The organism is Streptomyces sp. NPDC041814 (assembly GCF_055590565.1).
This window is the reverse complement of the sequence record NZ_JBVJAM010000006.1, coordinates 184,349-208,599: the sequence shown is the minus strand read 5'-3', so window position 1 is coordinate 208,599 and position 24,251 is coordinate 184,349. Positions and strand designations below refer to the sequence as shown.

The window sequence follows — 24,251 nt, the reverse complement described above, 5'->3', positions numbered from 1 at the left end:
GATCTTTTCTCGATCAATCAATCTTTCGCTCTTGACTTCGGTCATCGGTGGACCAAGGATCACGCCCAACGTCCCTGTCACCGTCGACTCAGGAGCCCGCCGTGAACCGCAGTTGGAGCAGAACGACTCTTTCCATAGCCGGAGCCGTCACCGCCCTCGCCGTCGTCACGGCCTGCGGAGGGAGCGGGGACGACTCCGGGGACGGCGGCACCGGCACCGCCGCCAAGCCCGTGACCATCACCTTCTGGGGCTGGGCCAAGGGCACCAAGGAGGTCGTGGACGCGTTCAACGCCTCGCACAAGAACATCCACGTGAAGTTCGAGGAGACCCCCTCCGGGAACGCCGGCGGCTACGCGAAGATCTCCAACGCCATCAAGGCGGGCAACGCCCCCGACCTGGTCTCCGTCGAGTACCCGCAGCTCCCCGAGTACGTCAGCCAGGGCGGGTTCCAGGACATCGGCGAGTACCTCACCGACGATGTGAAGAAGAAGTTCCTCCCGCAGGCGGTCGAGCAGACCACCCTCGGCGGCAAGAGCTGGGCGGTGCCCTTCGACGCCGCGCCGCAGGCGTTCTTCTACCGCAAGGACCTCTGCACCAAGTACGGCATCGACGTCCCCAAGACCTGGGACGAGTTCAGGTCGGCGGCCGAGAAGGTGAAGAAGGCCGACTCCAAGGCCCGCATCGGCACCTTCTTCCCGGACGACCCGACCACCTTCGAGGCGATGGTCTGGCAGGCCGGTGCCCAGTGGTTCAAGGCCGAGGGCGACACCTGGAAGGTCGACACCACCGACGCCGCCACCACCAAGGTCGCCGACTACTGGCAGGGCCTGGTGAAGGACGGCCTGGTCCGCACCGACGCCTCCTTCTCGCCCGCCTGGACCAACTCCCTGAAGACCGGCGGCACCATCGGCTACCTCGGCGCCTCCTGGGGCGGCGGCGTCCTCGGCGGCACGCTGCCCGAGCAGAGCGGCAAGTGGGCCGTCGCCCCGATCCCGACCTGGGACGGCGAGCCCGCGGGCGGCATGCTCGGCGGGACCACCTTCGCCGTGCCGAAGAACAGCGGGAAGGCCGCGGCCGCCGTCGAGTTCGCGACCTGGATGACCACCACGGAGGAGGGCATCGAGGCCCGTATCTCCTCCGGCACCTCCAGCGCCTTCCCGGCCGCCCTCGCCCTGCGCCCGGCGGCCAAGAAGGCGTTCGACACCAAGTTCTACGGCGGCCAGGACATCTACCAGGTCTTCGAGGACGGCGGCGCCGCGATCAAGCAGGGCTGGACCTGGGGCCCCGCGATGGGCACCACCAACACCACGCTCAAGGACCGCTTCGGCAAGCTCGCCGGGGGCGGCACCACCATCCCCGACGCCGTGAAGGCCGCACACGACGCGACCGTCACGGAGCTGTCCAAGCGCGGCCTGAAGGTCGAGGGCTGACCGGATGAAAGCCCGCACCCGCGCCGCCGCGATCCTGCTGACCCCGTTCTTCGTCCTGTTCACCGCCGTGATGCTGATCCCGATCGGTTACGCGGTCTGGCTCAGCCTCTTCACCGAACAGCAGTCGGGGCTCGGCTTCGGCGGCTCCGAGACGGTCTTCACCGGGCTCGGCAACTACACGGCGGCGCTGGGTGACCGGGTCTTCCGCGACGGCTTCCTCGTCCTCCTCGGCTACTGCGCCGTCTACATCCCGCTGATGGTCGGCGGCGCCCTCGGGCTCGCCCTGCTGCTCGACTCGGCGCTCGCCCGCGCCCGGCGCTTCTTCCAGCTCGCGCTGTTCCTGCCGCACGCCGTGCCCGGCATCATCGCCGCGATGATCTGGCTGTACCTCTACACGCCGGGCCTCAGCCCCGTCGTCTCCGCGATGCACTCCGGCGGCATCGGCTTCGACTTCTTCTCGCCGGGCGGCGCGCTGCCCTCCGTCGTGAACATCGCGCTGTGGGAATGGCTCGGCTACAACATGGTGATCTTCTACGCCGCCCTCCAGGCCATCGACCGCTCGGTGCTCGAAGCGGCCACGGTGGACGGGGCGAGCGGCGGGCGCATCGCGTTCAGCATCAAGCTCCCGCTGATCCGGTCCTCGGTCGTGATGGTCGTGCTCTTCACGATCATCGGCTCGCTCCAGCTCTTCACCGAGCCGCTGATCCTCAACACCGGCTCCGGGTCCGCCGTCTCCTCCTCCTGGACACCGAACATGTACGCCTACACCGCGGCCTTCGCCCGTAACGACTTCGGACTCGCGGCCGCCGCCTCCGTACTCCTGGCGCTCACCGCCGCGCTGCTGTCCTTCGTCGTCACCCGCCTCACCGGCCGGAAGGGCGCGCACGCATGAGCACCACGACCCGCAAGAACCCCTGGCTGTCCAAGGCGGCCGTCAACGGAGCGCTGCTCCTGGCCGTCCTCTACATGCTCTTCCCGCTCGTCTGGCTGGTCACCGCCGCCACCAAGGACACCGGCTCGCTGCTCGCCGGGGACACCTTCTCCTTCAAGGGCTTCGACCTCTCGAAGAACCTCTCCGACATCGCCTCGTACGGGGACGGCGTCTACTTCCGGTGGTACGGAAACAGCCTGCTGTACGCGGGAGTGGGCGCCGCGGTCTGCTCGCTGATCTGCGTCGCGGCCGGGTACGCCTTCGACAAGTACGAGTTCCGGGGCAAGGAGAAGCTGTTCGGGCTCGTCCTGCTCGGGGTGCTCGTGCCCACGACCGCCCTGGCCCTGCCGATGTACCTGCTGGCCAGCAAGCTCGGCCTCGTCAACACGTACTGGTCGGTGCTCATCCCCGTCCTGGTGAACCCGTTCGGCGTCTATCTCGCCCGGGTGTTCTCCGCCGGGTACATCCCGGGCGAGGCGCTGGAGGCCGCGCGCATCGACGGGGCGGGCGAGCTGCGCACCTTCTTCTCCATCGGGCTGCCGATGATGATGCCGGGGTTCGTCACCGTCTTCCTCTTCCAGTTCACCGCGATCTGGAACAACTTCTTCCTTCCGCTGGTGATGCTCTCCGACCGCGAGCTCTTCCCGCTGAGCCTCGGCCTGTACTCCTGGAACACCAACACCCACAGCGAGCCGGGCTTCTACCCGCTCGTCGTCACCGGGTCCCTGCTCGCCGTCATCCCGCTGATCGTCGCCTTCGTCGCGCTGCAACGGCACTGGAAGGCCGGACTCACCGCCGGCAGCGTCAAGTAGCCCCCACCACGAGGGAGTCGTCCACCATGCAGTCCACCACCGATCCCCGGCCGTCCGTCCTGCTCGCGATGGGCCCGGGCATCCACGAGCGCCTCTTCGAGCCGCGCCACCGCGACCGGCTCGCCGCCCTCGCCCGTACGGACCCTGCTCTCGTCGCCCACGACCTGGCCGCCCCGGACCCCCGCGTCGCCGCCGCCCTCGCCGAGGCCGAGGTCCTGTTCACCTGCTGGGGCGCCACCCCGCTCACCGCCCCGGTCCTCGCCGCCGCGCCCCGGCTCAAGGCGGTCGTCCACGCGGCCGGCTCCGTCAAGCACCACATCACCGACGCCTGCTGGGAGCGCGGCCTCGCCGTCTCATCGGCGGCCGGGGCCAACGCCCTGCCCGTGGCCGAATACACCCTGGCCACGATCCTGCTGGCCAACAAGCGCGTCCCGCACTCCGCCCACGTCTACCGCGAGGTCCGCGCCGACCACGACTGGCGCGCCGAGCTGGACGGGGCCGGCAACTACCGCCGCACGGTGGGCATCGTCGGGGCCTCCCGCATCGGCCGCCGCGTCATCGAGCTGCTCCGCCCCTTCGACCTGGCGGTCCTGCTGTACGACCCCTTCGTCACCGCGGCCGAGGCGGCGCGCCTGGGCGTCGAGCCGGTCCCCCTGGACGAGCTGTGCGCCCGCGCCGACGTCGTATCCGTGCACGCCCCCCAGCTCCCCGAGACCCACCGCATGATCGGCGCCCGCCAGCTGGCGCTGATGCGGACCGGCTCGACGCTGATCAACACGGCCCGGGGCTCCCTGATCGACGAGGCGGCCCTGCTGCGGGAGCTGGTCCCGGGCCGCCTGCACGCCGTACTCGACGTGACGGACCCCGAACTGCCGCCCGCCGGCTCCCCGTTGTACGACCTGCCGAACGTCCTCCTGACCCCGCACGTGGCGGGCTCCCTCGGCAACGAGCTGCACCGCATGACGGACCACGCGCTGGACGAGTTGGAGCGGTACGCGCAGGGGCGTCCGTTCGCGGACCCGGTGCACCCGTCGGCACTGGACCGGTCGGCGTGAAATCCAGCCCCTCCGGCGCTTGAGGAGCGGAGGTCCGGGGGCAGTGCCCCCGAACAGCGCAAAGGCCCGGCCCCCGCAGGGGACCGGGCCTTCCTGGCTACACGCTAGTGCGAGTGGCCGTGGCCGTGCCCGGCCTCCGGCTCTTCCTCGGCCGGCTTCTCGACGACCAGGGTCTCGGTCGTGAGCAGCAGCGACGCGATGGACGCGGCGTTCTCCAGGGCGGAGCGGGTGACCTTGACCGGGTCGATGACGCCGGCCTTCACCAGGTCGCCGTACTCGCCGGTCGCGGCGTTGAAGCCCTGGCCCTTGTCGAGCTCGGCGACCTTCGAGGTGATGACGTAGCCCTCGAGGCCGGCGTTCTCGGCGATCCAGCGCAGCGGCTCGACGGCGGCGCGGCGGACGACCGCGACACCCGTGGCCTCGTCGCCGGTCTTGCCGAGGTTGCCCTCAAGGACCTTGACGGCGTGGACGATGGCGGAGCCACCACCGGAGACGATGCCCTCCTCGACCGCGGCGCGGGTCGCGGAGATGGCGTCCTCCAGACGGTGCTTCTTCTCCTTGAGCTCGACCTCGGTGGCGGCACCGACGCGGATCACGCAGACCCCGCCGGCCAGCTTCGCCAGGCGCTCCTGGAGCTTCTCGCGGTCCCAGTCGGAGTCCGTGGCCTCGATCTCGGCCTTGATCTGGTTGACGCGGCCGGCGACCTCGTCGGACTTGCCGCCACCGTCGACGATGGTGGTGTCGTCCTTGGTGACGGTCACGCGGCGGGCGGTGCCCAGCACGTCCAGACCGGCCTGGTCGAGCTTGAGGCCGACCTCCTCGGCGATGACGGTCGCACCGGTGAGGGTGGCGATGTCGCCGAGCATGGCCTTGCGGCGGTCACCGAAGCCGGGCGCCTTGACGGCGACGGCGTTGAACGTGCCGCGGATCTTGTTGACGACCAGGGTCGACAGGGCCTCGCCCTCGACGTCCTCGGCGATGATCAGGAGCGGCTTGGAGCCACCGGCCTGGATGACCTTCTCCAGGAGCGGCAGCAGCTCCTGGATCGAGCCGATCTTGCCCTGGTGGATCAGGATGTACGGGTCGTCGAGGACGGCCTCCATACGCTCCTGGTCGGTCACCATGTACGGGGACAGGTAGCCCTTGTCGAAGGCCATGCCCTCGGTGAAGTCGAGGTCCAGGCCGAAGGTGTTGGACTCCTCGACGGTGATGACACCGTCCTTGCCGACCTTGTCCATCGCGTCCGCGATGAGCTCGCCGACCTGCGGGTCCTGCGCGGAGAGCGCGGCGACGGCGGCGATGTCGGACTTGTCGTCGATCGGGCGGGCGGTCGCGAGGAGCTCCTCGGACACGGCCTTGACCGCGGCGTCGATGCCCTTCTTCAGGGCGGCCGGGGAGGCGCCGGCGGCGACGTTGCGCAGACCCTCGCGAACGAGCGCCTGGGCGAGGACGGTGGCGGTGGTGGTGCCGTCACCCGCGACGTCGTTCGTCTTGGTGGCGACCTCCTTCACCAGCTGGGCACCGAGGTTCTCGTACGGGTCGTCCAGCTCGACCTCGCGCGCGATGGTGACACCGTCGTTGGTGATGGTGGGGGCACCGAACTTCTTGTCGATGACGACGTTGCGGCCCTTGGGGCCGATCGTCACCTTGACCGTGTCGGCAAGCTTGTTGACGCCGCGCTCAAGGGCGCGACGGGCGTCCTCGTCGAACTTCAGGATCTTCGCCATGGAGCTGAACTGTTCCTCTCAAAACAAAGAACTGCGCCCCTGCCGCCCGGCTGGTTAGGTCGCAGGGGGCCAGGGGCGCAGAACAGAAGCAAACGTGGGTGAATTACTTCTCGATGATCGCGAGGACGTCGCGCGCCGAGAGGACGAGGTACTCCTCGCCGTTGTACTTCACCTCGGTGCCGCCGTACTTGCTGTACAGCACGACATCGCCGGTCTTGACGTCGAGCGGCAGGCGCTCGCCGTTCTCGAAGCGGCCCGGGCCCACGGCCAGGACGACGCCCTCCTGGGGCTTCTCCTTGGCGGTGTCCGGGATAACCAGGCCGGAGGCCGTGGTCTGCTCGGCGTCGAGCGGCTGGACCACGATGCGGTCCTCGAGCGGCTTGATCGCAACCTTGGAGCTGGCGGTCGACACGATCCGGTCTCCCCCTTCGGAGATCTCACGGGGTTTAACAGTCTTTGGGGTGGCGACCAGGTGGGCCCGTCGTCGCGGGTGCCGGACCTGCCGGTCGCACAGTACTGCTGGCACTCTCCAGTGGGGAGTGCCAGCACTGAGACTATGGCCGCGATTAGCACTCGGTCAAGCGGAGTGCCAATTCACGCCCCTCGTGGCGTACCCGGGGACCGTACGGCTGCGGCCGGGCAACGTTCCGGACACCGTAGGGACAACGCCCGGGCCGTCCGGACCGTTCCGGTGGACGGTGGCGGCATGCGCATACGAACCTCCGGCCGCCCGGCCCCCTCGCGCCCCGGTCCGGTGCTGACCGGCTGCCTCGACGCGGTGCTCGGCCTGCTGCTCATCGCACTGGAGACGTTGCTCAGCGGGATCGTCCTCTGGGTGTACACGGGCTCCGACCCCCGGCCGCCGAACCCGGACACGGCGGAGGCCGGACCGCCCGGGATGGACTGGTCCGGCACTCTCGTCCTGGCCGCCGTCACGGCGGCGGCCTGCCTGATCGGCGTGGTGCTGCTGCGCCACGGGCTGCCCATCGCGGGGGTCGTCCAGCTGATCGGCGCGGGCCTGCTGCTGGTCCTCACGCTGACGGCCTGGCACAGCGCCCACGAGGACGCGCACCGGGAGCCCGCGGCCGCCCGCGCGTACGCCGCTTCCTATACGTAGTCCTCCAGGCGGGCCACGGAGTAGCCCTGGTCCGTGATGACCTTCATGACGGACCGGACCAGGTCGGGCATGCTCCCCTTCCAGTCCTCCTTGCCGCGGAAGTGCGTGAGGATGATGTCGCCGGGGTGCAGCTTCCGGTCCTCCCCGCGCCACTCCATGTGGTCGGGGAACGCCTCCGCCTCCCACAGCGGCACGGCGGTGATGCCGCAGGACTTGGCGACCTTCAGCGTGTCGGCGTTGTAGTTGCCGTACGGCGGCCGGAAGAGCCGGGGCCGCTTGCCGAACTGCTCCTGCAGGATGTCCTGCTGGTCGCAGATCTCGCGCTTCTGCTCGTCGTGGGAGAGGCCCGGCAGGTAGCGGTGGTTGAGGGTGTGGTTGCCGAGCACGGTCCCGCGCGACTGGGCGTCCTTGAAGTACGTGTAGTCGTCGCGCACCAGGTAGTCGGTGAGGAAGGCGCTGTACGGGATGTTCAGCTCCGACATCATCTTCAGCAGCTCGGGGTCCTTGTCGTCCCCGTCGTCCATGGTCAGGAAGACGACCTTGTCCGTGGTGGGGACCCGGGTGAAGACCGGCGGCAGCGAGTCGTCCTGGCCCGAGACCTCGAAGCCCTTGCGGGTCGTGAGGTGCGGCTTCTTCGCGGGCGGCACGGGCGCCGCGAGCGGCGTGCTCGCCAGGCCCCACTTCTTGGCGGCGACCGCGCGGGCGGCCTGGGCCAGCCTGGCCCGCTCCGCCTGCGCCGCGCGGGTGCCGAGCGCCCCGGCCGCCGGTTCCGCCTGGGGGCCCGCCTGGCCGGCCTGGCCGGCCTGGAGCTTCGCGCTCCGGGCGGCGGTGCCCGAGTCCTCCCCGGCCGCACAGCCGGACGCGGCGGCCGCGACCAGGAGCGCGGCGAGTACCGCGTAACCCGGTCCGCGCCGCAGGCGGTCCCGCCCTCGCTGCCGTACGCCCCTCACCGCACCCGTTTCACGCCCATTCATGGCCAATTTGTCCTTTTGTCGTACTGGCTGCATGGCGCCGGATCCTGCCAGTACGTGACGGGGCATCGGCTCCGACACCGCCGCCGGGCGCGTGCGGTCCCCCGGGTGGCTCATACCGGGGCAGCCGAAAGGACTTCAGCGGTGGGCGCCGCCGCTCCGCGCGACCGGCGGGGGCGGTGCGCTCATCCCGGCCAGCGTCCGCACGATCCAGCGCCGGTGCCAGAACGCCTTGAAGACGCCGACGAGCCCGACGAGCCAGGCCAGCAACCCGAGTCCCATGATCAGCGCCATCAGCCCGTACGTGTCCTCGCCCCGGACCGCCCCCGCGGGCACGACGACGCAGAGGTAGAGCCCCAGCGCGCCGAGCACGAAGGAGGGCAGCAGCCACCCCAGGGTGGTGCCGGGGAGCCGGAGTCCGGCGTCGCGGGCGGGGTCGCGGTCCAGCTCGCCCCACTGCGTGAGCAGGCGGCGCAGCGCCACGTCCCGGCGCAGTCCGGAAACGAGCAGGATCACCGCCGGAATCAGTGCGGCGGCGCCCACCGCGAGCATCACCACGCCCGTGATCGCGCTGATGGCGTCGTACGTCTCCTCGAAGGTGATGATCGCCGTCCCGATGAACGACCAGCCGATCGCGCCGACCGCCCCCCACAACCACAGCAGCCCGAGCCGGCCCGGTCCGGTGTGCGCCTTGACCAGCACACCGAGCAGGAAGGACCGGTCGGCGAGCAGCGCGTCCCGGTCGGGCCAGGAACGTATCTCCACGGGGGGCGGGGGCGGCGGCAGCACGAAGCGAGGGGACATGGGGCCGACCCTATCGAGCGCCCCTGGCCCCAATTACCGGGCGGGGATCAGGCGTTGCGGATGGCCTCGATGTCCAGGCGCTTCATGCCCAGCATGGCCTTCATCGCGCGGGCGGCCTTCTCCGGGTCCGGGTCGGTCAGGGCGTCGACGAGGCCCGGCGGGACGATCTGCCAGGAGAGGCCGTACTTGTCCTTGAGCCAGCCGCACTGGCTCTCCTGCCCGCCGCCGGAGGTGAGCTCGTTCCAGAGCCGGTCCGCCTCCTCCTGCGAGTCGCACTCGACGGAGAGCGACGCGGCCTCGGTGAAGGGGAACTCGGGCCCGCCGTCGAACGCGACGTACTCCGCGCCGTCCAGCTGGAACCGCACGGTCATCGCCGTGCCCTCCGCGCCGGGGCCCGCGGCGGTCCAGCGGGTGGTCTCCAGGACGCGCGAGTCGCCGCCGACGACGGAGACGTAGTAGGCGGCCGCCTCCTCGATGACGCCTTTCTCGAACCACAGGAACGTGGTGACCTTCTGCATGGTCCTCTCCTCACGTACAGGGGCAAAGTGCCGTGAAGGGTAGACCGCGGAAGCGCCCGGAACTCATCGACGTGCCGTGGCTAAACGGCGCCCAGCGATTCGAAGCGCCAGCGGTGGACCGGCCGGGTGACGAAGCCAGGATCGGGCTCGGGCAGCTCCGGCAGCTCGTCGGCATACGCGCCCTGCCACCAGGTGATGACGAGGACCCGGTCCTGCGGGGCGCGCAGCAGCTCACTGCGGAGCGGGGGCCGGGGCAGCCCGGCGGCGCGGGCGCGGGCCCACTCCGCCAGCTCGCCGCCCCGGCCCTCGGCGGCGCGGGCCTCCCACATCAGGGCGGTGACCGGGGCGCTCATGAGTAGAGGTTGTCCTTGCTGATCTCGTGCACGTGGTCGTGGTCGTGCGTGTGGGCGCCCGGGACGTGGGTCTCGGTGACGGGCAGCGAGGAGTCGGCGGACAGCTCCAGGTCGGAGGCGGGCCGGTTGCGGGCGACCATCTCGGCGCCGAGCGCGGCGACCATGGCCCCGTTGTCGGTGCAGAGCTTGGGGCGGGGCACGCGCAGCCGGATGCCGGCCCGCTCGCACCGCTCCTCGGCGAGCGCGCGCAGCCGGGAGTTGGCCGCGACGCCGCCGCCGATCATCAGGTGGTCGACGCCCTCGTCCTTGCAGGCGCGGACGGCCTTGCGGGTGAGCACGTCGACCACGGCCTCCTGGAAGGAGGCGGCCACGTCCCGGACCGGCACGTCCTCGCCGGCCGCCCGCTTGGCCTCGATCCAGCGGGCGACGGAGGTCTTCAGGCCGGAGAACGAGAAGTCGTACGCGGGATCGCGCGAGCCGGTGAGCCCGCGCGGGAAGGCGATGGCGGCCGGGTCGCCCTCGCGGGCGAGGCGGTCGATGACCGGGCCGCCGGGGAAGCCGAGGTCGAGGACCCGGGCGATCTTGTCGAACGCCTCGCCGGCCGCGTCGTCGATGGTCGCGCCGAGCGGCCGCACGTCGTTGGTGATGTCCGGCGCGAGCAGCAGCGAGGAGTGCCCGCCGCTGACCAGGAGCGCCATGGTGGGCTCGGGCAGCGGGCCGTGTTCCAGCTGGTCGACGCAGATGTGGGAGGCCAGGTGGTTGACCCCGTACAGCGGCTTGTTGAGCGCGTACGCGTACGCCTTGGCGGCGGAGACGCCGACGAGCAGTGCGCCCGCGAGGCCCGGCCCGGCGGTGACCGCGATGCCGTCGAGGTCGCGGCCGCTGACCCCGGCCTCCTTCAGGGCGCGCTCGATGGTGGGGACCATCGCCTCCAGGTGGGCGCGGGAGGCGATCTCGGGGACGACGCCGCCGAAGCGGGCGTGCGTGTCGACGCTGGACGCGACGGCGTCCGCGAGGAGCGTGGTCCCCCGGACGATGCCGACCCCGGTTTCGTCGCAGGAGGTCTCGATGCCGAGTACGAGGGGTTCGTCAGCCATCAGTGGGTCCCGTTTTCTTCTGCTTCTTCGTGTACGTGGAGGCGCATGACGAGCGCGTCGATGTTGCCCGGCTGGTAGTAGCCGCGGCGGAAGCCGATCGGCTCGAAGCCGAAGCGCTCGTAGAGCTTCTGGGCGCGGGTGTTGTCGACGCGGACCTCCAGCAGCACCTCGGCGCACTCGAAGGCCGTGGCGTGCCGGAGCAGGTCGGTCAGCAGCTCGGAGCCGAGCCCGCCGCCCCAGTGGTCGCGGGCGACCGCGATCGTCTGTACGTCGGCGAGGTCACCGGCGGCCGCGAGGCCCGCGTATCCGACGATCCGGCCGGTGCCCGGCTCCTCGGCGACGACGTAGCGGCGGGTGGCCGCCGGGCCGCGCGCGTGGGCCAGCTCGGACCAGAACATGCCCGCCGACCAGGCGTCCTCCGGGAACAGCTCGTGTTCGAGGGCGAGCACGGGGTCGATGTCCCACCAGCGCATCTCGCGCAGCACCGCGGTCGTGACGGTCACTTCGGGGTGACCACCTTGTAGTTCTTCGGGACCTGCGCGTCGGGCCTGCGGAGGTAGAGCGGCTGCGGCGGCAGCAGTTCCGCACCGGCCGCGAGGCGTTCGGCGGCGAGGCCCGCGAGGGCGCCCGCCGCAAGGTGCTCGGGGCCGCGCGCGTCCGGGAACGCCTCCGGGTAGAGCACCGCGCCCGCGCCGACGACCGGCAGGCCCGCGAGCTGGTCCGCGATGTCGGCGGGCCGGTCGACGGAGGGCCCTGCGGTCCGGGTGCGGGCGTCCTCGTACCGCGCCCAGTAGACCTCCTTGCGGCGGGCGTCCGTGGCGACGGCGAAGGGGCCATCGAGCCCGGCGGCGTACGCGAGGCCGTCCAGGGTGCACAGGCCGTGCACGGGAACGGAGAGCGCCGAGCCGAAGGTGGCGGCCGTCACCAGGCCGACGCGCAGTCCGGTGTACGGGCCGGGGCCGACGCCCACGACGACGTCCGTCACGGCGTCGAGTTTCACCCCGGCGTCCGCGAGGACCCGGTCGACGGCGGGCAGCAGCAGCTCCCCGTGCCTGCGGGCGTCGACCTGGACGGACTCGGCGACGACGCGGGTCCCGTCGTGCAGGGCGACGGTGACGGCGGGGGTGGCGGTATCCATTGCGAGCAAGAGCACGCAAACAGCCTACGGCTCCGGCGCGGCCCGCCCCGCGCCCCGTACGGCATCCCGGCCCGGGCGGCCCCGGCTGCTACCGTCACCGGGTATACGCGGAGTACGTGTAAACGCTTGTACGACTTACGGTTCGCGTACGACTTACGGTTCGCGCCTTACGGCACACGACAGCGAAAGAGGCACGCACGGTGGCAAGGGGCAGCTCGGGAATCGTGGCCGCGCTCACCGCGGCGGCCGTCGCGGCGGTCGGCTTCCTGGCGTACCAGGCTTCCGCGAACGTGCCGGACGATCTGGCGGCGAAGCCGAAGGCGTCGAGCAGCGCCTCGGCGTCGGCCCCGGCCGGGGACCACGGCAAGGCCAGGCCGAAGAAGGACCCGCTGGCCGTTCCCGCCCGGTCGGGCAGCGGTATGCGGGTCGTGTACGCGTTGAAGGACCGCCGGGTGTGGCTGGTGGACGCGAAGGGCAAGGCGTCCCGGACGTTCAAGGTGATGCCGAGCTCGGTGAGCGCCGTTCCGGGCACCTACGCGGTGACCTCGCGGTCGGGCAGCGTGAAGGGGTCGGACGGGGTGCCGATCGAGCACGTCGTGCGGTTCGCCACCGTGAACGACGTGACGATCGGCTTCAGCGCCGCGCAGGACGGGTCGATGGAGGAGCCGGATCCCACGGTGAAGGCGGGGGGCGTACGGATGTCCCGGGCCGACGGGGACGCGGTGTGGCGGTTCGCCACGGTGGGGGCCAAGGTGGTCGTGGTCCCGTAACCAGGGGCCCGGGCCCCGTCGCGGTGTCCTCGGTCGCCGGACGGGCTCAGTCGTGCGAGCCGTCCTCGGACCCGTCGCAGATGTCCTCGACCGCCGGACGGGCTTGGTTTGGCGCCCGTCCGGATTTCGCCGTGCGGGCGGAGTTCGCCGGGCGCGCCCCGTTGCGCGGAGACGGAGGGGTCGACACCGCGGTCGCCGCCGCCGTCGCGGCCAGCAGGGTGCTCATCGGTACCGCCGCTCGCGGGCCGGTCTTTCGGTCGGATGTCGGCATGGCGCCTCCTGGGGCTCCGGCTCCGGTGGAAGGCGTAGTTAGGTAGACCTAACTCGCTCTCGTCCTCCATGTCACCATGCCCGCCCCGTCCCGCGCAACATTTTGCCGACACCGCGTCGGAAACTGTCGGGGCCCCTCAGCCCCACGGCGCCCAGGACTCGTTGCGCAGCCCCGCCCAGCGCGCCCCCACGCCCACCAGGGTCACCGTCCGGCGCTCGTCGTCGGTGTCCCCCACCGCGCGGTCGATGAACACCTGGAGCCGGTCGTCCGAAAGCTCCTCGACCTTGCCGTCGCCCCACTCCACGACCACCACGGACTCCGGCAGCGAGACGTCGAGGTCCAGGTCCTCCATCTCGTCCAGACCGCCGCCCAGCCGGTACGCGTCGACGTGGACCAGCGCGGGCCCCCCGGAGAGCGAGGGGTGGACGCGGGCGATCACGAACGTGGGGGACGTCACCGCACCCCGCACCCCCAGGCCCTCACCGAGCCCCCGGGTCAGGGTCGTCTTGCCCGCGCCCAGCTCACCGGTGAGCATCACGAGGTCGCCGGGGCGCAGCGCGGCCGCGAGCCGGCGGCCCAGGGCCCGCATCTGTTCGGGGGAGTCGAGGGCGAGGCGCACACGGACGGCGCCGGGGACGTTCTCGTACGCGGTGGCCTCAGCGGCCGCCGGGCTGTTCTGCGGTTCCATGCCCGCCAACGTTAGAGGACTCCGGCACGGCCCCGGCCCGCACCAGGAGGTCCGCGAGCCGGTCGGTCACGGTCTCGGGGTGCTCCAGCATCACCAGGTGCCCGGCGTCCGGCACGATGACGAGTTCCGCGTCGGGCAGCAGGTCCGCGATGGCCTCGCTGTGCGAGCTGGGCGTCACGAGGTCCTTGTCACCGGCCAGGACGAGGACCGGGAAGTCGCGGAAGAGGGGCAGGGTCGCGCTCTTGTCGTGCTCCGCGAAGGCCGGGTAGAACTCGGCGACCACGTCGATCGGGGTGGACTCGATGAGCCGTTCCGCGAACCGCGCGACGGCCGGGTCGACGTCCCGGGAGCCGAAGGAGTACCGCTTGATCAGCCCGGCGAACAGGTCGGCGGTCGCCCGGCGCCCCCGCTCCACCAGCTCGGCCTGCGAGCCGAGCGCCCGCAGCACCCCGGGGAGGACGCGCCGCACGGCGTTGACGCCCATCACGGGCAGGCCGAAGCTGACCTCGTCGAGCTTCCCGCTCGACGTACCGACGAAGGCGACGGCGGCGACCCGGTCGCGCAGCAGCTCCGGGTACTGGTCGGCGAGGGCCATGATCGTCATGCCGCCCATCGAGTGGCCGACGAGGACGAGCGGGCCCTCGGGCGCGGCGGCGTCGATGACGGCCTTGAGGTCGCGGCCGAGCTGGTCGATGCCGACGGGCACCCCGCCCCCGGCGCGGGCCTGGGCCCGGCCGCGCTCGGAGCGGCCGTGGCTGCGCTGGTCCCAGTGGACGGTGCGCACGAGGCCGCGCAGGGCGGCGCGCTGGAAGTGCCAGGAGTCCTGGCCGAGGCAGTAGCCGTGGCTGAAGACGACGGTGACGGGGGCGGGCGCCTTGCGCCCGAAGAGGCGGCGCCTGCGGGAACCCGAGGGTCCGGGGTCCTCGGCCGGACCCGCCTCGTCCACCTCGTAGTACAGCTCGGTGCCGTCGTCGGCGGTGGCCCGGCCGGGCGCCCCGCGCAGCGAACCGTACGGGCCGGTGGCGTCCAGGGCGAGGCGGGCGCGCTTCCGCATGCCCCGGCCGACGGTCAGCCGCTCCACGGCGACCCCGGCCGCGGCCCCGGCGGCGAGCACGCCTATGGCGGCACCGGCGATGCCCGCCCGGCGCCAGCCGGCCCCCGAGGCGGCCGCCGTCGCCATCACGTCACCCGTGCTGATGTCGCTCACCCGTGCCCCGCTCCTCGTGGGTCGTGTCAGTCCGTCCTGGCGCCCAGATGGACGCGCGGTACCCGGCCGCCGATCCGGGTGACGATCTCGTACGCGATGGTGCCGGCGGCCTCCGCCCAGTCCTCGGCGCTCGGCTCGCCCCGGTCGCCGGGCCCGAACAGCACCGCCTCGCTGCCCGCCGCCACCTCGTCGCCGTCCAGGTCCACGACGAACTGGTCCATGGCGACCCGGCCCGCGACGGTCCGCCGCACCCCGCCGACCAGGACCGGGCCCCGGCCCGACGCGTGGCGCGGGATGCCGTCGGCGTAACCGAGGGGCACCAGGCCGAGGGTGGTCTCGCGGGGGGTCGTGTAGTGGTGGCCGTAGCTGATGCCGTGGCCGGCCGGGACCTGCTTGACCAGGGCGACGGACGCGGCGAGCGTCATCACGGGGCGCAGCCCGAAGTCGGCGGAGGTGCCCAGCTCCGGGCTGGGCGAGATGCCGTACATGGCGATCCCGGTCCGCACCAGGTCGAAGTGGGACTCGGGGACGGTCAGGGTCGCCGGGGAGTTGGCGATGTGCCGCACCTCGGGCTCGACACCGGCCTTCTCGGCGTACGCCACCATGTCGCGGAAGGTGTCCAGCTGGGCGGTGATCGAGGGGTGGCCCGGCTCGTCGGCGCAGGCGAAGTGGGACCAGAGGCCGGTGACGCGGACGGTGCCCGCGCGCTCGGCGGTGCGGGCGGCGGCGACCAGCCCGGGCCAGTCGGCGGGCTGGCAACCGGCCCGGCCGAGTCCGGTGTCGGCCTTGAGGTGGATCCGGGCGGTCCTGCCCGCCGCCGCGGCGGCCTCGGTGACCTCGTCCAGCGCCCACATGCCGCTGACCGACACGTCCACGTCGGCCTCGATCGCCTCGCGCCAGGGCCCGCCCGGCGTCCAGAGCCAGCACAGCATCGGGCCGTCGAGCCCGGCCGCGCGCAGGGCCAGCGCCTCCTGCGGGGTCGCGGTGCCCAGCCAGGCGGCGCCCGCCTCGCGCGCGGCGCGTGCGCAGGGGACCGCGCCGTGGCCGTAGGCGTCGGCCTTGACCACGGCCATGAGTTGCGCCCCGGCCGCCCGGGCGCGCAGGACGCGCACGTTGGCGCGGAGTGCGGCGAGGTCGATCTCGGCACGGGCTCGCAAGGACGCTGTCTCGTTCATATCGCGCCCAGTTTCTCATTCCCGCCCGCGCGGGCCGGTCCGGCGGCGCGTCAGCGGTGGCGCAGCTCGTGTTCCAGGTGGTCGGCGAGGACCGGTACGTGGCTGTGCTCGACGTCCTTGACGGCCGTCACGAGCGTCACCGGGCCGCCCTCGCGGACCAGTCCGGCCAGCTCGTCCACGGCCGCCGACTCGGCCGGACCGGCGAGTTCCGCGCGGTAGCGCTCGACGAAGGTGTCGTAGCGGGTGGCGGAGCGGTCCTCGTGGTACCAGGAGCGCAGCTCGTCGGACGGGGTGAGGTCCTTGAGCCAGCGGTCGATCGCCGCCTTCTCCTTGGACACCCCGCGCGGCCACAGCCGGTCCACCAGGACGCGGGTGCCGTCGCCCTTCTCCACCCCGTCGTACACCCGGCGTACGCGCACGTCACCGCTGCTGCTCACGGCCGGTCACCTCTCCTCGGCGGTCGTTCTCCTCAGCTTCGCTCAGGCCCGGACGTCCCGCCACGCCCCGGGGATCGCGTCGGCGACGTCCATCGCGGCGAGCGGGGAGCCGTCGGCGGCGCGGCGGGCGGCGAGTCCGTGCAGATAGGCCCCGGCGGACGCGGCGTCGAGCGGGGCGAGTCCGGCGGCGAGCAGGGAGCCGGTGAGGCCGGAGAGCACGTCACCGCTTCCGGCGGTGGCCAGCCACGGGGTGCCGGTCGGGTTGACCCGGACCGGGGCGTGCGGGGCGTCGGTGGCGATCAGGGTGGTCGAGCCCTTGAGCAGCACCGTGGCGCCGAACCGTCCGGCCAGCTCCCGTACGGCGGCGAGCCGCCCCGCCTCGACCTCCTCGCGCGCCACGCCGAGCAGCGCGGCGGCCTCCCCGGCGTGCGGGGTGAGGACGGTGGGCACGCCGCGGCCCCGCACCACGTCCGGGTCGAGCAGCCGCAGCCCGTCCGCGTCGACCAGCACCGGCACCTCGGTGGCCAGCACGTCGGAGACGGCCTCCACCGCCTCGGTGCCGTCGCCGAGCCCGGGGCCGACGACCCACGCCTGCACCCGCCCTGCCTCGGAGGGGCGGCCCGCGTGGACCAGGGTCTCCGGGTGCCGGGCGATGACCGCGTCGCCGCCGGGGCCCGCGTAGCGCACGGCGCCCGCCCCGGCGCGCAGCGCCCCGGAGACGGCGAGCACGGCGGCGCCCGGGTAGCGCGCCGATCCGGCGGCGATGCCGACGACCCCGCGCCGGTACTTGTCGCTCTCGGCGGCCGGTACGGGGAGCAGCGCGGCCACGTCCGCGTACTGGAGCGCTTCCAGGTCGGGCCGGGCGGGGAGTTCGGGCCCGAGGCCGATGTCCACGAGGCGCAGTGCCCCGGCCCGTTCGGCGGCCGGGTCCACGAGCAGCGCCGGCTTGTAGGTGCCGAAGGTGACGGTGGCGTCCGCGCGCACCGCGTCACCGGTCACCTCGCCGGTGTCCGCCTCGACCCCGCTGGGGAGGTCGACGGCGACGACGGGCGCGCCGTGCGCGGTGTACCTCCGGACCAGTTCGGCGGCCCCGGGGCGCAGTCCGCCGCGTCCGCCGATGCCGGTGATGGCGTCCACGACGAGGTCGATGCGCCCGGCCCAGTCCTCGTGGGCGGTGCTCCCGTCCCCGTCGACCACGTGCCCCCCGGCCGCGATCAGGGCCGCGCTGCCGCCCTCGTGGGCCCGGCCCGGGGTGACCCGCACGGCGACCACGCCCGCGCCGCGCCGGGCGAGCCGGGCCCCGGCGTACAGGGCGTCGCCGCCGTTGGCGCCGGTGCCGACGAGGAGGACGACGCGGGACCCGTAGACCCGTCCGGCCCGTCGCAGCAGATCGGCACAGGCGGCGGCGAGCCCGGCAGCGGCGCGCTGCATCAGCGCCCCTTCGGGGAGCCGCGCCATGAGAGCCCGTTCGGCGGCCCGTACGGTGTCAACGCTGTAGGCGGTACGCATGCCCTCCAACGTACGCAGGTTGGGAACCCCACGCAGGCGATGGGCGGCACCGCCGAGCGGCGACCGGCCACATCAAGCCCGTCCGGCGAGCACTCACGACGGCGACCGGCCACATCAAGCCCGTCCGGCGATTGAGGACGGAACCGGCCCGCCGGAGCACCCGAGGCCACAGGGGCGGAGCCCCCGTCACCCCTCCGCGATCACCACCGCGGACGCCACCCCCGCGTCGTGGCTGAGCGACACGTGCCACTGCCGCACCCCCAACTCGGCGGCGCGAGCCGCCACCGTGCCGCGCACCCGCAGCCGCGGCTGACCGCTCTCCTCCACGTACACCTCGGCATCGGTCCACAGCAGCCCGCCGGGCGCCCCGAGCGCCTTCGCCAGGGCCTCCTTCGCGGCGAACCGGGCGGCCAGCGAGGCGATCCCGCGCCGCTCCCCGCTCGGCAGCAGCAGCTCCGCCTCCACGAACAGCCGCGAAGCGAGCTGCGGCGTACGCTCCAGCGCCGCGTCGAACCGCTCGATCTCCGCCACATCGATCCCGACCCCGATGATCACGTTCCCGCCCTCACTGCTCGGCTCACTCCACGGTGACGGACTTCGCCAGGTTGCGCGGCTGGTCCACCTCGTTCCCGCGGGCCGTCGCGAGTTCGCAGGCGAAGACCTGCAACGGCACGGTGGCGACCAGCGGCTGAAGCAGCGTAGGCGTTGCGGGGATGCGGATGAGGTGGTCGGCGTACGGAACGACCTCGTCGTCGCCCTCCTCGGCGATGACGACGGTGCGGGCGCCCCGGGCCCGGATCTCCTGGATGTTCGAGACGATCTTGCCGTGCAGCACGGACCGCCCGGCCGGGGACGGGACCACGACGACGACGGGCAGCCCGTCCTCGATGAGCGCGATCGGCCCGTGCTTCAGCTCACCGGCGGCGAACCCCTCGGCGTGCATGTACGCGAGTTCCTTGAGCTTCAGCGCGCCTTCCAGGGCGACCGGGAAGCCGACGTGCCGGCCGAGGAAGAGCACGGTGTCGTGGGAGGCCAGGGAGCGGGCCAGCTCGCGGACCGGCTCCATGGTCTCCAGGACGCGTTCGACCGAGCCGCTGATCTCGGAGAGCTGCCGGATCACGGTGCGGATCTCGTCGCCCCACTTGGTGCCGCGCACCTGGCCCAGGTAGAGGGCGACGAGGTAGCAGGCGACGAGCTGGGTGAGGAACGCCTTGGTGGAGGCGACGGCGACCTCGGGCCCGGCGTGGGTGTAGAGGACGGCGTCGGACTCGCGCGGGATGGTGGAACCGTTGGTGTTGCAGATGGCGAGGACCTTCGCGCCCTGCTCCCGGGCGTGCCGCAGGGCCATCAGGGTGTCCATGGTCTCGCCGGACTGCGAGATGGCGACGACCAGGGTGTGCGGGTCCAGGATCGGGTCGCGGTAGCGGAACTCGCTCGCGAGCTCGGTCTCGCAGGGGATGCGGGTCCAGTGCTCGATGGCGTACTTGGCGATCATCCCGGCGTGGTACGCAGTGCCGCAGGCGACGATCACCACCTTGTCGACCTCGCGCAGCTCGCCGCGCGTGATGCGGACCTCGTCGAGATGGAGGGTGCCCTCGGGGTCGATGCGGCCGAGGAGGGTGTCGGTGACGGCCTTCGGCTGCTCGGCGATCTCCTTGAGCATGAAGGACGCGTACCCGCCCTTCTCGGCGGCCGAGGCGTCCCAGTCCACGTGGTACTCGCGCACCTCGGCGGGCCGGCCGTCGAAGCCGGTGACGAGGACGCCGTCCCGGCGCAGCTCCACGACCTGGTCCTGGCCGAGCTCGATCGCGGACCGGGTGTGCTCGATGAACGCGGCGACGTCGGAGGCCAGGAAGGACTCGTCGTCGCCGAGCCCCACGACGAGCGGGGAGTTGCGCCGGGCGCCGACGACCACGTCGGGCGCGTCCGCGAAGACCGCGACCAGGGTGAACGCCCCTTCCAGGCGGCGGCACACCTGGCGCATGGCCTCGGCCGGTTCCCCGCTCTGGCTGTACGCCTCGGCGAGGAGGTGGGCGACGGTCTCGGTGTCGGTCTCGGAGAGCAGGTCGTGGCCGCGCTCGCCGAGCTCGGTGCGCAGGGCGGCGAAGTTCTCGATGATCCCGTTGTGGACGACGGCGACGCGGCCGGCGTTGTCGAGGTGCGGGTGGGCGTTGGCGTCGGTGGGCCCGCCGTGGGTGGCCCAGCGGGTGTGTCCGATCCCGGCGGTGCCGGCCGGGATCGGGTGTTCGCCGAGCTCCTTCTCCAGGTTGACCAGCTTCCCGGCCTTCTTGGCGGCGGCGAGCCCGCCGTCGGCGAGGACGGCGATGCCGGCGGAGTCGTAGCCCCGGTACTCCAGCCGCTTGAGGCCCGCGACGACGACGTCCTGCGCCGACTGCCCGCCGACGTAACCCACAATTCCGCACATAGTGGTCCCTTCCTGATCACAAGCCCCTGTTCTTCGCATAATCGCAGAAAACCGGGCCCGCCAGCCGATTGAGCACCACGCGCCGCCGCCCCCTCACCCCGCCCGTACGGCCTCCGGCGCGGGTTCCTTGACCTCCTTCGCGGCCACCGGCCGCTCCCCCTTCACCAGCAGCAGCACCGCGACACCCGCGACGAGGCCCACCGCACCGGCCACCACCGCCGCCGTGTTCAGCCCCGAGGCGAAGGCCGTCCGCAGCGCCTGCTCCGGCGTCCCGGCGGCCCGGAGCCCCGCCGCGCCGCCGCCCGCCAGGGCGTGGGACCTCCCGTCGCCCAGGCTCTCCGCCATCCGGGAGGTCAGCACCGTCCCGAGCACGGCGACCCCGAAGGCGTAACCGAGCTGGCGGAAGGTGTTGACCGCGCCGCCCGCCATCCCGGCCCGCTCCGGCGGGACCGCCGCGAGCGCGGCGCCCGCGATGGCCGGCGAGACCAGACCCGTACCGATGCCCGCGAGCGCCAGGCCCGGGATCAGGGCGGGCCAGGAGGAGCCCGCGCCCAGGACCGCCTGGGCGAGGGTGCCGGCGCCGATGAGGGCGAGTCCGATGCCGATGGTGAAGCGCGGCTGCACCCCGTGCAGCAGCCGGCCGCCGGCGGCGGCGACCACGAAGGAGGTCGCGGCGAGCGGCAGGACCGCCAGGCCGCCCTGGACCGGGCTGAGTCCGAGGACCGTCTGCAGCCAGATCGAGGTGTACGGCAGCACGCCGAAGGCCGCCATGTTGAAGGCGAGCGACCCGGCCATCACCCCGGTGAACGCGGAGGTGCGGAACAGCGACAGGTCGAGCAGCGGGTGCGGGACGCGCAGCTCCACGACGACGAAGCAGGCCAGGGCGAGCGCGGCGGTCCCGAACGTGACCAGCGTCTGCCCGGACGCCCAGCCGACGCTCCCCGCCCGCACGACGGCGTACGTCGCGGCCCCGGCGAACACCGCGAAGGCGGCGGTCCCCGCCCAGTCGGTGCGCCGGTCCCGCGCCCCGTGCGACTCGGGCACGGTCCGCAGGGTCAGCCAGATCGCGACGACGCTCACGGGCAGGTTGACGAAGAAGATCCACCGCCAGCCGGGCCCCTCGGCGAGCAGCCCGCCGACCACGGGTCCGATCGCGGCGGCGCCCCCGGCCACCGCGCCCCAGAGCCCGAGCGCGACGGACCGGTCCTTGCCCCCGTACACCGAGGCGAGCAGCGGCAGCGTCGTCGCGAACATCGCGGCGGCCCCCACGCCCTGGACGGCGCGCGCCGCCACCAGCAGGCCCGGCGAGGCGGCGAGCCCGCAGGCCAGCGAGGCGGCGGCGAAGAGCACGACGCCGACGACGTGGACCCGGCGCCGCCCGAGCCGGTCGGCCGCCGCGCCTGTGCCGAGGAGCAGGGCGGCCAGCGCCAGGGCGTAGCCGTCGATGACCCATTGCAGGTCGGAGAGCGAGGCGCCGAGCGCCCCCGCCATGTCGGGCAGTGCCACGATGACGATCGTGACGTCCAGCAGCAGCATGAACGTCCCCAGACAGACCGCGGTGAGCGGCCCCCACTTACGCATGTCCTTGTCCTTCTCCCGTACGGATTCCGCGTGACCGGCGGCCACCCCCGTACGATCGGACCGGGCGGCCGGAATCCCCAGCCAGTAAGGCTTCAGCGCCGGAATCCGACATGGAAGGGGTCCGTGGAAGTGGAATCACCCACCCGGGGCGATGTCCTGGACCTGCGCATCCTGCACGCGCTGGAGCTGGACGCCCGCGCGCCGTTCAGCCGGATCGCGGCCGTCCTCGGCGTCTCCGACCAGACGGTCGCGCGCCGCTTCCGCGGGCTGCGGGCGGAGGCGGGGCTGCGGGTGGTGGGGGTGCGGTGCGCGGCCTCCGAGGAGTCGTTCGAGCACTGGCTGCTGCGGGTGCGGTGCGCGCCGGAGGGTGCGATGCCGATCGCGGAGGCCCTGGCCAAGCGCCCCGACACGTCGTGGATCGGGCTGACGTCGGGCGGTACGGAGGTGACGTGCACGGTCAACGTCCGCAGCCGGGACGACGCGGACGACCTGCTCATCGGCAAGCTGCCGCGCACCCCGCACATCGTGGACATCCGCGCGCACCAGTTGCTGCACCGCTTCTACGGCGGCCCGGCCGGCTGGCTGCACAAGAGCGGGGCGCTGACCCCGGAGGAGACCGCCGCCCTGACCCCGGCACCCTCCCCGGCCCCGCTCGGCCCGGCCGTCATCACCGCCGAGGACGAACCCCTGGTCACCGCGCTGGAACGGGACGGCCGGGCCACGTACCCCGAACTCCAGCGCGCGACCGGGCTCTCCGAATCCGCGGTCCGCCGCCGCCTGGCCCGTCTGGTGGCCTCGGGCGCGCTGTACGTGGACGTCGAATTCGACTCCGAACACATCGGCTACCGCAACGCGAGCATGCTGTACGTCACCGCCGCCCCCCGCGCCCTGCACGCGGTCGGCACGGCCCTGGCCGCGGACCGCGAGGTCGCCTACGCGGCGGCCACCACGGGCCCGTCCAACCTGGTCGCGGTCGTGATCACCCGTGACTCGGCCCACCTCTACCACTACCTCAGCGACCGCCTGGGCGGCCTGGACGGCGTCGAACACGTGGAGTCCATGCCGCTGCTGCGCCGGGTGAAGCAGCTGACGTACCGGCCGTTCCGCGGGTAGCGGACCACCGCACGAACACGCCAGAAGCGGCCGGCGGGGCCCACGCCCGCCGCACGTTCGGGAATTCCCCCATGCGCAGGAAAAGACCATGCCGGGTAACGCGAGGGAACAGGACCTTCCGAATCCGCACGGCCCTTGTGCCGCACCGCGAAGGCGCCCCTGACCAGGCGCCAAAAATGCGGTTATGGGACTTCAAGATCCTTCTATTTGAGCATCCCCGCTCCTCGCTGATTGAGTCTGCGACGACGCCGGGCGGTAAAGCGCCCCGGAAGTCGAGAAGACGAATTCAAGCCAATGGGGGATGACATGACGGTGACCGAGGGCATCGCGACTCTGCCCGGAATACAGACCGCGCGAGCGGATTACCTGCCGGTACGGGTGGACGCCGGCCGGGCCGATATCGCGAAGCTGACGCGGCTGATCCGCGACGGGGCGCGCCCGGCCAACGAGCAGTTCGACCAGGACGAGCATCTGGACGAGGTCATCCCCAAGCCCTGGGGCTACGAGTACCGCGCCTACGTGGACGACTTCTTCGACTTCTGGTCCCTCCACATCGACGGCGGTCACAGCACCTCGGTGCACGTGCACCCGCGCAAGCTCACCTACCTGCTCTGCCTGGGCGGCGAGGGGGTGACCACCGGTCTCGACCGGGAGGAGATCCCGGTGCGCGAGGGGAGCATCCTGCGCATCGCGCCCGGCGCGTTCCACGGGACGCGCAGCACCGGCACCGAACCGCTGGAGCTCATCGAGGTGGAGGTGCCGCGCAACAAGTTCGACCTGATCCGGCTGCACGACGACTACAACCGGGCCGGCACCGCTTACGAGAGCGCGTCCATCGAGGAACCCCGGCACCGAATGCGGAAGGTGCACTCGCTCCCGCACGCGAAAATGCGCGCCCAGACCCCGGACCGGCGATTCCGATTCGACCTGCGCACCGGAATGGACATCTTCTACCGGCCGCAGGAGAGGGACCTTTTCTACATCCCCCTGCACATTTCCGGGGTGATACGGAACGACTGCGAAATCCTCACCGGCCACCCCGGGGACCGGCGCAGGCCGCAGACCGACAAGCAGTACCTCTGCATCAGCAAGAACGTCTGACCGGCCCCCTCCCGGCCGAAA

Annotated in this window: 26 protein-coding genes; 8 read left to right on the top strand and 18 right to left on the bottom strand. The window is 72.5% G+C overall.

Translation table 11 applies throughout. From position 1 onward, the window contains the following. The first annotated feature begins 101 nt into the window (after positions 1-101). The 4 genes from ACZ6C6_RS17700 to ACZ6C6_RS17685 are packed head-to-tail and all read left to right on the top strand — an operon-like array spanning position 102 to position 4,228. Entirely contained in the window at positions 102-1,430 is a 1,329-nt protein-coding gene (locus tag ACZ6C6_RS17700) for an ABC transporter substrate-binding protein (RefSeq protein ID WP_469203676.1), read from the top strand. A gap of 4 nt (positions 1,431-1,434) precedes the next feature. Next, the gene (locus tag ACZ6C6_RS17695; RefSeq protein ID WP_073964391.1) at positions 1,435-2,322 is read left to right on the top strand and encodes a carbohydrate ABC transporter permease; all 888 of its coding nucleotides are present in this window, start codon (positions 1,435-1,437) and stop codon (positions 2,320-2,322) included. After that, on the top strand, positions 2,319-3,173 hold the full coding sequence (locus tag ACZ6C6_RS17690) for a carbohydrate ABC transporter permease (protein WP_469203674.1): 855 nt from the start codon (positions 2,319-2,321) through the stop codon (positions 3,171-3,173). Before ACZ6C6_RS17695 ends, ACZ6C6_RS17690 begins: the two co-directional genes overlap by 4 nt. A gap of 26 nt (positions 3,174-3,199) precedes the next feature. After that, positions 3,200-4,228, top strand: coding sequence for a hydroxyacid dehydrogenase (locus ACZ6C6_RS17685; RefSeq protein ID WP_469203672.1), 1,029 nt, complete (start codon positions 3,200-3,202; stop codon positions 4,226-4,228). A gap of 104 nt (positions 4,229-4,332) precedes the next feature. Here ACZ6C6_RS17685 and groL read toward each other — a convergent pair whose 3' ends face one another. Beyond that, complete coding sequence (gene groL, locus ACZ6C6_RS17680) at positions 4,333-5,955, bottom strand: chaperonin GroEL (RefSeq protein WP_469203670.1); 1,623 nt, start codon at positions 5,953-5,955, stop codon at positions 4,333-4,335. Between the two features lie 103 nt (positions 5,956-6,058). Further along, the gene (gene groES, locus ACZ6C6_RS17675) at positions 6,059-6,367 is read right to left on the bottom strand and encodes a co-chaperone GroES (protein ID WP_018101172.1); all 309 of its coding nucleotides are present in this window, start codon (positions 6,365-6,367) and stop codon (positions 6,059-6,061) included. 294 nt (positions 6,368-6,661) lie between these two features. Here groES and ACZ6C6_RS17670 point away from each other — a divergent pair, with 294 nt between their 5' ends. Continuing rightward, positions 6,662-7,072 (top strand): DUF6234 family protein, encoded by a 411-nt coding sequence (locus ACZ6C6_RS17670; protein WP_469203668.1) that lies wholly within the window; start codon positions 6,662-6,664, stop codon positions 7,070-7,072. Here the strand turns inward: ACZ6C6_RS17670 and ACZ6C6_RS17665 are convergent. From ACZ6C6_RS17665 to tsaB, 7 genes are all read right to left on the bottom strand, one after another. Then, a complete protein-coding gene (locus ACZ6C6_RS17665) occupies positions 7,063-8,046 on the bottom strand; it encodes a polysaccharide deacetylase family protein (protein ID WP_469203665.1) in 984 nt (327 codons plus the stop codon). The two genes, ACZ6C6_RS17670 and ACZ6C6_RS17665, sit on opposite strands and share 10 nt — an antisense overlap. A gap of 135 nt (positions 8,047-8,181) precedes the next feature. Further along, complete coding sequence (locus ACZ6C6_RS17660) at positions 8,182-8,847, bottom strand: hypothetical protein (RefSeq protein WP_469203664.1); 666 nt, start codon at positions 8,845-8,847, stop codon at positions 8,182-8,184. 47 nt (positions 8,848-8,894) lie between these two features. Then, positions 8,895-9,365: a VOC family protein gene (locus ACZ6C6_RS17655; protein WP_469203662.1), complete on the bottom strand. Its 471-nt coding sequence runs from the start codon at positions 9,363-9,365 to the stop codon at positions 8,895-8,897. 80 nt (positions 9,366-9,445) lie between these two features. Continuing rightward, a complete protein-coding gene (locus ACZ6C6_RS17650; protein ID WP_469203660.1) occupies positions 9,446-9,718 on the bottom strand; it encodes a hypothetical protein in 273 nt (90 codons plus the stop codon). Beyond that, positions 9,715-10,815: a tRNA (adenosine(37)-N6)-threonylcarbamoyltransferase complex transferase subunit TsaD gene (tsaD, locus tag ACZ6C6_RS17645; protein WP_365678503.1), complete on the bottom strand. Its 1,101-nt coding sequence runs from the start codon at positions 10,813-10,815 to the stop codon at positions 9,715-9,717. Before tsaD ends, ACZ6C6_RS17650 begins: the two co-directional genes overlap by 4 nt. After that, positions 10,815-11,318: a ribosomal protein S18-alanine N-acetyltransferase gene (rimI, locus tag ACZ6C6_RS17640; RefSeq protein ID WP_365678505.1), complete on the bottom strand. Its 504-nt coding sequence runs from the start codon at positions 11,316-11,318 to the stop codon at positions 10,815-10,817. Before rimI ends, tsaD begins: the two co-directional genes overlap by 1 nt. Continuing rightward, the gene (gene tsaB, locus ACZ6C6_RS17635; protein ID WP_469204018.1) at positions 11,315-11,953 is read right to left on the bottom strand and encodes a tRNA (adenosine(37)-N6)-threonylcarbamoyltransferase complex dimerization subunit type 1 TsaB; all 639 of its coding nucleotides are present in this window, start codon (positions 11,951-11,953) and stop codon (positions 11,315-11,317) included. The genes rimI and tsaB overlap by 4 nt, the downstream gene beginning before the upstream one ends. 224 nt (positions 11,954-12,177) lie before the next feature. Here tsaB and ACZ6C6_RS17630 point away from each other — a divergent pair, with 224 nt between their 5' ends. Continuing rightward, positions 12,178-12,723: a hypothetical protein gene (locus ACZ6C6_RS17630; protein WP_469204016.1), complete on the top strand. Its 546-nt coding sequence runs from the start codon at positions 12,178-12,180 to the stop codon at positions 12,721-12,723. A gap of 46 nt (positions 12,724-12,769) precedes the next feature. Here ACZ6C6_RS17630 and ACZ6C6_RS17625 read toward each other — a convergent pair whose 3' ends face one another. The 9 genes from ACZ6C6_RS17625 to ACZ6C6_RS17585 all read right to left on the bottom strand — a co-directional run bounded on the left by ACZ6C6_RS17625 (position 12,770) and on the right by ACZ6C6_RS17585 (position 22,016). Beyond that, the gene (locus ACZ6C6_RS17625) at positions 12,770-12,994 is read right to left on the bottom strand and encodes a hypothetical protein (RefSeq protein ID WP_469203658.1); all 225 of its coding nucleotides are present in this window, start codon (positions 12,992-12,994) and stop codon (positions 12,770-12,772) included. Between the two features lie 136 nt (positions 12,995-13,130). Then, complete coding sequence (gene tsaE / locus ACZ6C6_RS17620) at positions 13,131-13,682, bottom strand: tRNA (adenosine(37)-N6)-threonylcarbamoyltransferase complex ATPase subunit type 1 TsaE (RefSeq protein ID WP_469203656.1); 552 nt, start codon at positions 13,680-13,682, stop codon at positions 13,131-13,133. Beyond that, a complete protein-coding gene (locus ACZ6C6_RS17615; protein ID WP_469204014.1) occupies positions 13,651-14,862 on the bottom strand; it encodes an alpha/beta fold hydrolase in 1,212 nt (403 codons plus the stop codon). The genes tsaE and ACZ6C6_RS17615 overlap by 32 nt, the downstream gene beginning before the upstream one ends. Before the next feature lie 53 nt (positions 14,863-14,915). After that, positions 14,916-16,064: an alanine racemase gene (gene alr / locus ACZ6C6_RS17610; protein WP_469203654.1), complete on the bottom strand. Its 1,149-nt coding sequence runs from the start codon at positions 16,062-16,064 to the stop codon at positions 14,916-14,918. 50 nt (positions 16,065-16,114) lie between these two features. After that, the gene (locus ACZ6C6_RS17605; RefSeq protein ID WP_469203652.1) at positions 16,115-16,501 is read right to left on the bottom strand and encodes a DUF488 domain-containing protein; all 387 of its coding nucleotides are present in this window, start codon (positions 16,499-16,501) and stop codon (positions 16,115-16,117) included. 42 nt (positions 16,502-16,543) lie between these two features. After that, positions 16,544-18,010 (bottom strand): NAD(P)H-hydrate dehydratase, encoded by a 1,467-nt coding sequence (locus ACZ6C6_RS17600; protein ID WP_469203650.1) that lies wholly within the window; start codon positions 18,008-18,010, stop codon positions 16,544-16,546. A gap of 186 nt (positions 18,011-18,196) precedes the next feature. Continuing rightward, the gene (locus ACZ6C6_RS17595; RefSeq protein ID WP_469203648.1) at positions 18,197-18,565 is read right to left on the bottom strand and encodes a holo-ACP synthase; all 369 of its coding nucleotides are present in this window, start codon (positions 18,563-18,565) and stop codon (positions 18,197-18,199) included. A gap of 22 nt (positions 18,566-18,587) precedes the next feature. Continuing rightward, the gene (gene glmS, locus ACZ6C6_RS17590; RefSeq protein WP_469203646.1) at positions 18,588-20,435 is read right to left on the bottom strand and encodes a glutamine--fructose-6-phosphate transaminase (isomerizing); all 1,848 of its coding nucleotides are present in this window, start codon (positions 20,433-20,435) and stop codon (positions 18,588-18,590) included. 93 nt (positions 20,436-20,528) lie between these two features. Next, positions 20,529-22,016: an MFS transporter gene (locus ACZ6C6_RS17585; protein WP_469204012.1), complete on the bottom strand. Its 1,488-nt coding sequence runs from the start codon at positions 22,014-22,016 to the stop codon at positions 20,529-20,531. Positions 22,017-22,145: 129 nt separating this feature from the next. Here ACZ6C6_RS17585 and ACZ6C6_RS17580 point away from each other — a divergent pair, with 129 nt between their 5' ends. Further along, positions 22,146-23,129 (top strand): Lrp/AsnC family transcriptional regulator, encoded by a 984-nt coding sequence (locus tag ACZ6C6_RS17580; RefSeq protein WP_469203644.1) that lies wholly within the window; start codon positions 22,146-22,148, stop codon positions 23,127-23,129. A 306-nt stretch (positions 23,130-23,435) separates the two neighbouring features. Continuing rightward, positions 23,436-24,230, top strand: a complete 795-nt coding sequence (locus tag ACZ6C6_RS17575; protein WP_469203642.1) for a cupin domain-containing protein — start codon at positions 23,436-23,438, stop codon at positions 24,228-24,230. Positions 24,231-24,251: the final 21 nt, after the last annotated feature.

Coding starts and splice junctions, on each gene's coding strand:
- ACZ6C6_RS17695 (WP_073964391.1), top strand. CDS start 1,435: ATGAAAGCCCGCACCCGCGCCGCCGCGATCCTGCTGACCCCGTTCTTC.
- ACZ6C6_RS17690 (WP_469203674.1), top strand. CDS start 2,319: ATGAGCACCACGACCCGCAAGAACCCCTGGCTGTCCAAGGCGGCCGTC.
- ACZ6C6_RS17685 (WP_469203672.1), top strand. CDS start 3,200: ATGCAGTCCACCACCGATCCCCGGCCGTCCGTCCTGCTCGCGATGGGC.
- groL (WP_469203670.1), bottom strand. CDS start 5,955: ATGGCGAAGATCCTGAAGTTCGACGAGGACGCCCGTCGCGCCCTTGAG.
- ACZ6C6_RS17670 (WP_469203668.1), top strand. CDS start 6,662: ATGCGCATACGAACCTCCGGCCGCCCGGCCCCCTCGCGCCCCGGTCCG.
- ACZ6C6_RS17665 (WP_469203665.1), bottom strand. CDS start 8,046: ATGAATGGGCGTGAAACGGGTGCGGTGAGGGGCGTACGGCAGCGAGGG.
- ACZ6C6_RS17660 (WP_469203664.1), bottom strand. CDS start 8,847: ATGTCCCCTCGCTTCGTGCTGCCGCCGCCCCCGCCCCCCGTGGAGATA.
- ACZ6C6_RS17655 (WP_469203662.1), bottom strand. CDS start 9,365: ATGCAGAAGGTCACCACGTTCCTGTGGTTCGAGAAAGGCGTCATCGAG.
- ACZ6C6_RS17650 (WP_469203660.1), bottom strand. CDS start 9,718: ATGAGCGCCCCGGTCACCGCCCTGATGTGGGAGGCCCGCGCCGCCGAG.
- tsaD (WP_365678503.1), bottom strand. CDS start 10,815: ATGGCTGACGAACCCCTCGTACTCGGCATCGAGACCTCCTGCGACGAA.
- tsaB (WP_469204018.1), bottom strand. CDS start 11,953: ATGGATACCGCCACCCCCGCCGTCACCGTCGCCCTGCACGACGGGACC.
- ACZ6C6_RS17625 (WP_469203658.1), bottom strand. CDS start 12,994: ATGCCGACATCCGACCGAAAGACCGGCCCGCGAGCGGCGGTACCGATG.
- tsaE (WP_469203656.1), bottom strand. CDS start 13,682: ATGGAACCGCAGAACAGCCCGGCGGCCGCTGAGGCCACCGCGTACGAG.
- ACZ6C6_RS17615 (WP_469204014.1), bottom strand. CDS start 14,862: ATGGCGACGGCGGCCGCCTCGGGGGCCGGCTGGCGCCGGGCGGGCATC.
- alr (WP_469203654.1), bottom strand. CDS start 16,064: ATGAACGAGACAGCGTCCTTGCGAGCCCGTGCCGAGATCGACCTCGCC.
- ACZ6C6_RS17600 (WP_469203650.1), bottom strand. CDS start 18,010: ATGCGTACCGCCTACAGCGTTGACACCGTACGGGCCGCCGAACGGGCT.
- glmS (WP_469203646.1), bottom strand. CDS start 20,435: ATGTGCGGAATTGTGGGTTACGTCGGCGGGCAGTCGGCGCAGGACGTC.
- ACZ6C6_RS17585 (WP_469204012.1), bottom strand. CDS start 22,016: ATGCGTAAGTGGGGGCCGCTCACCGCGGTCTGTCTGGGGACGTTCATG.
- ACZ6C6_RS17575 (WP_469203642.1), top strand. CDS start 23,436: ATGACGGTGACCGAGGGCATCGCGACTCTGCCCGGAATACAGACCGCG.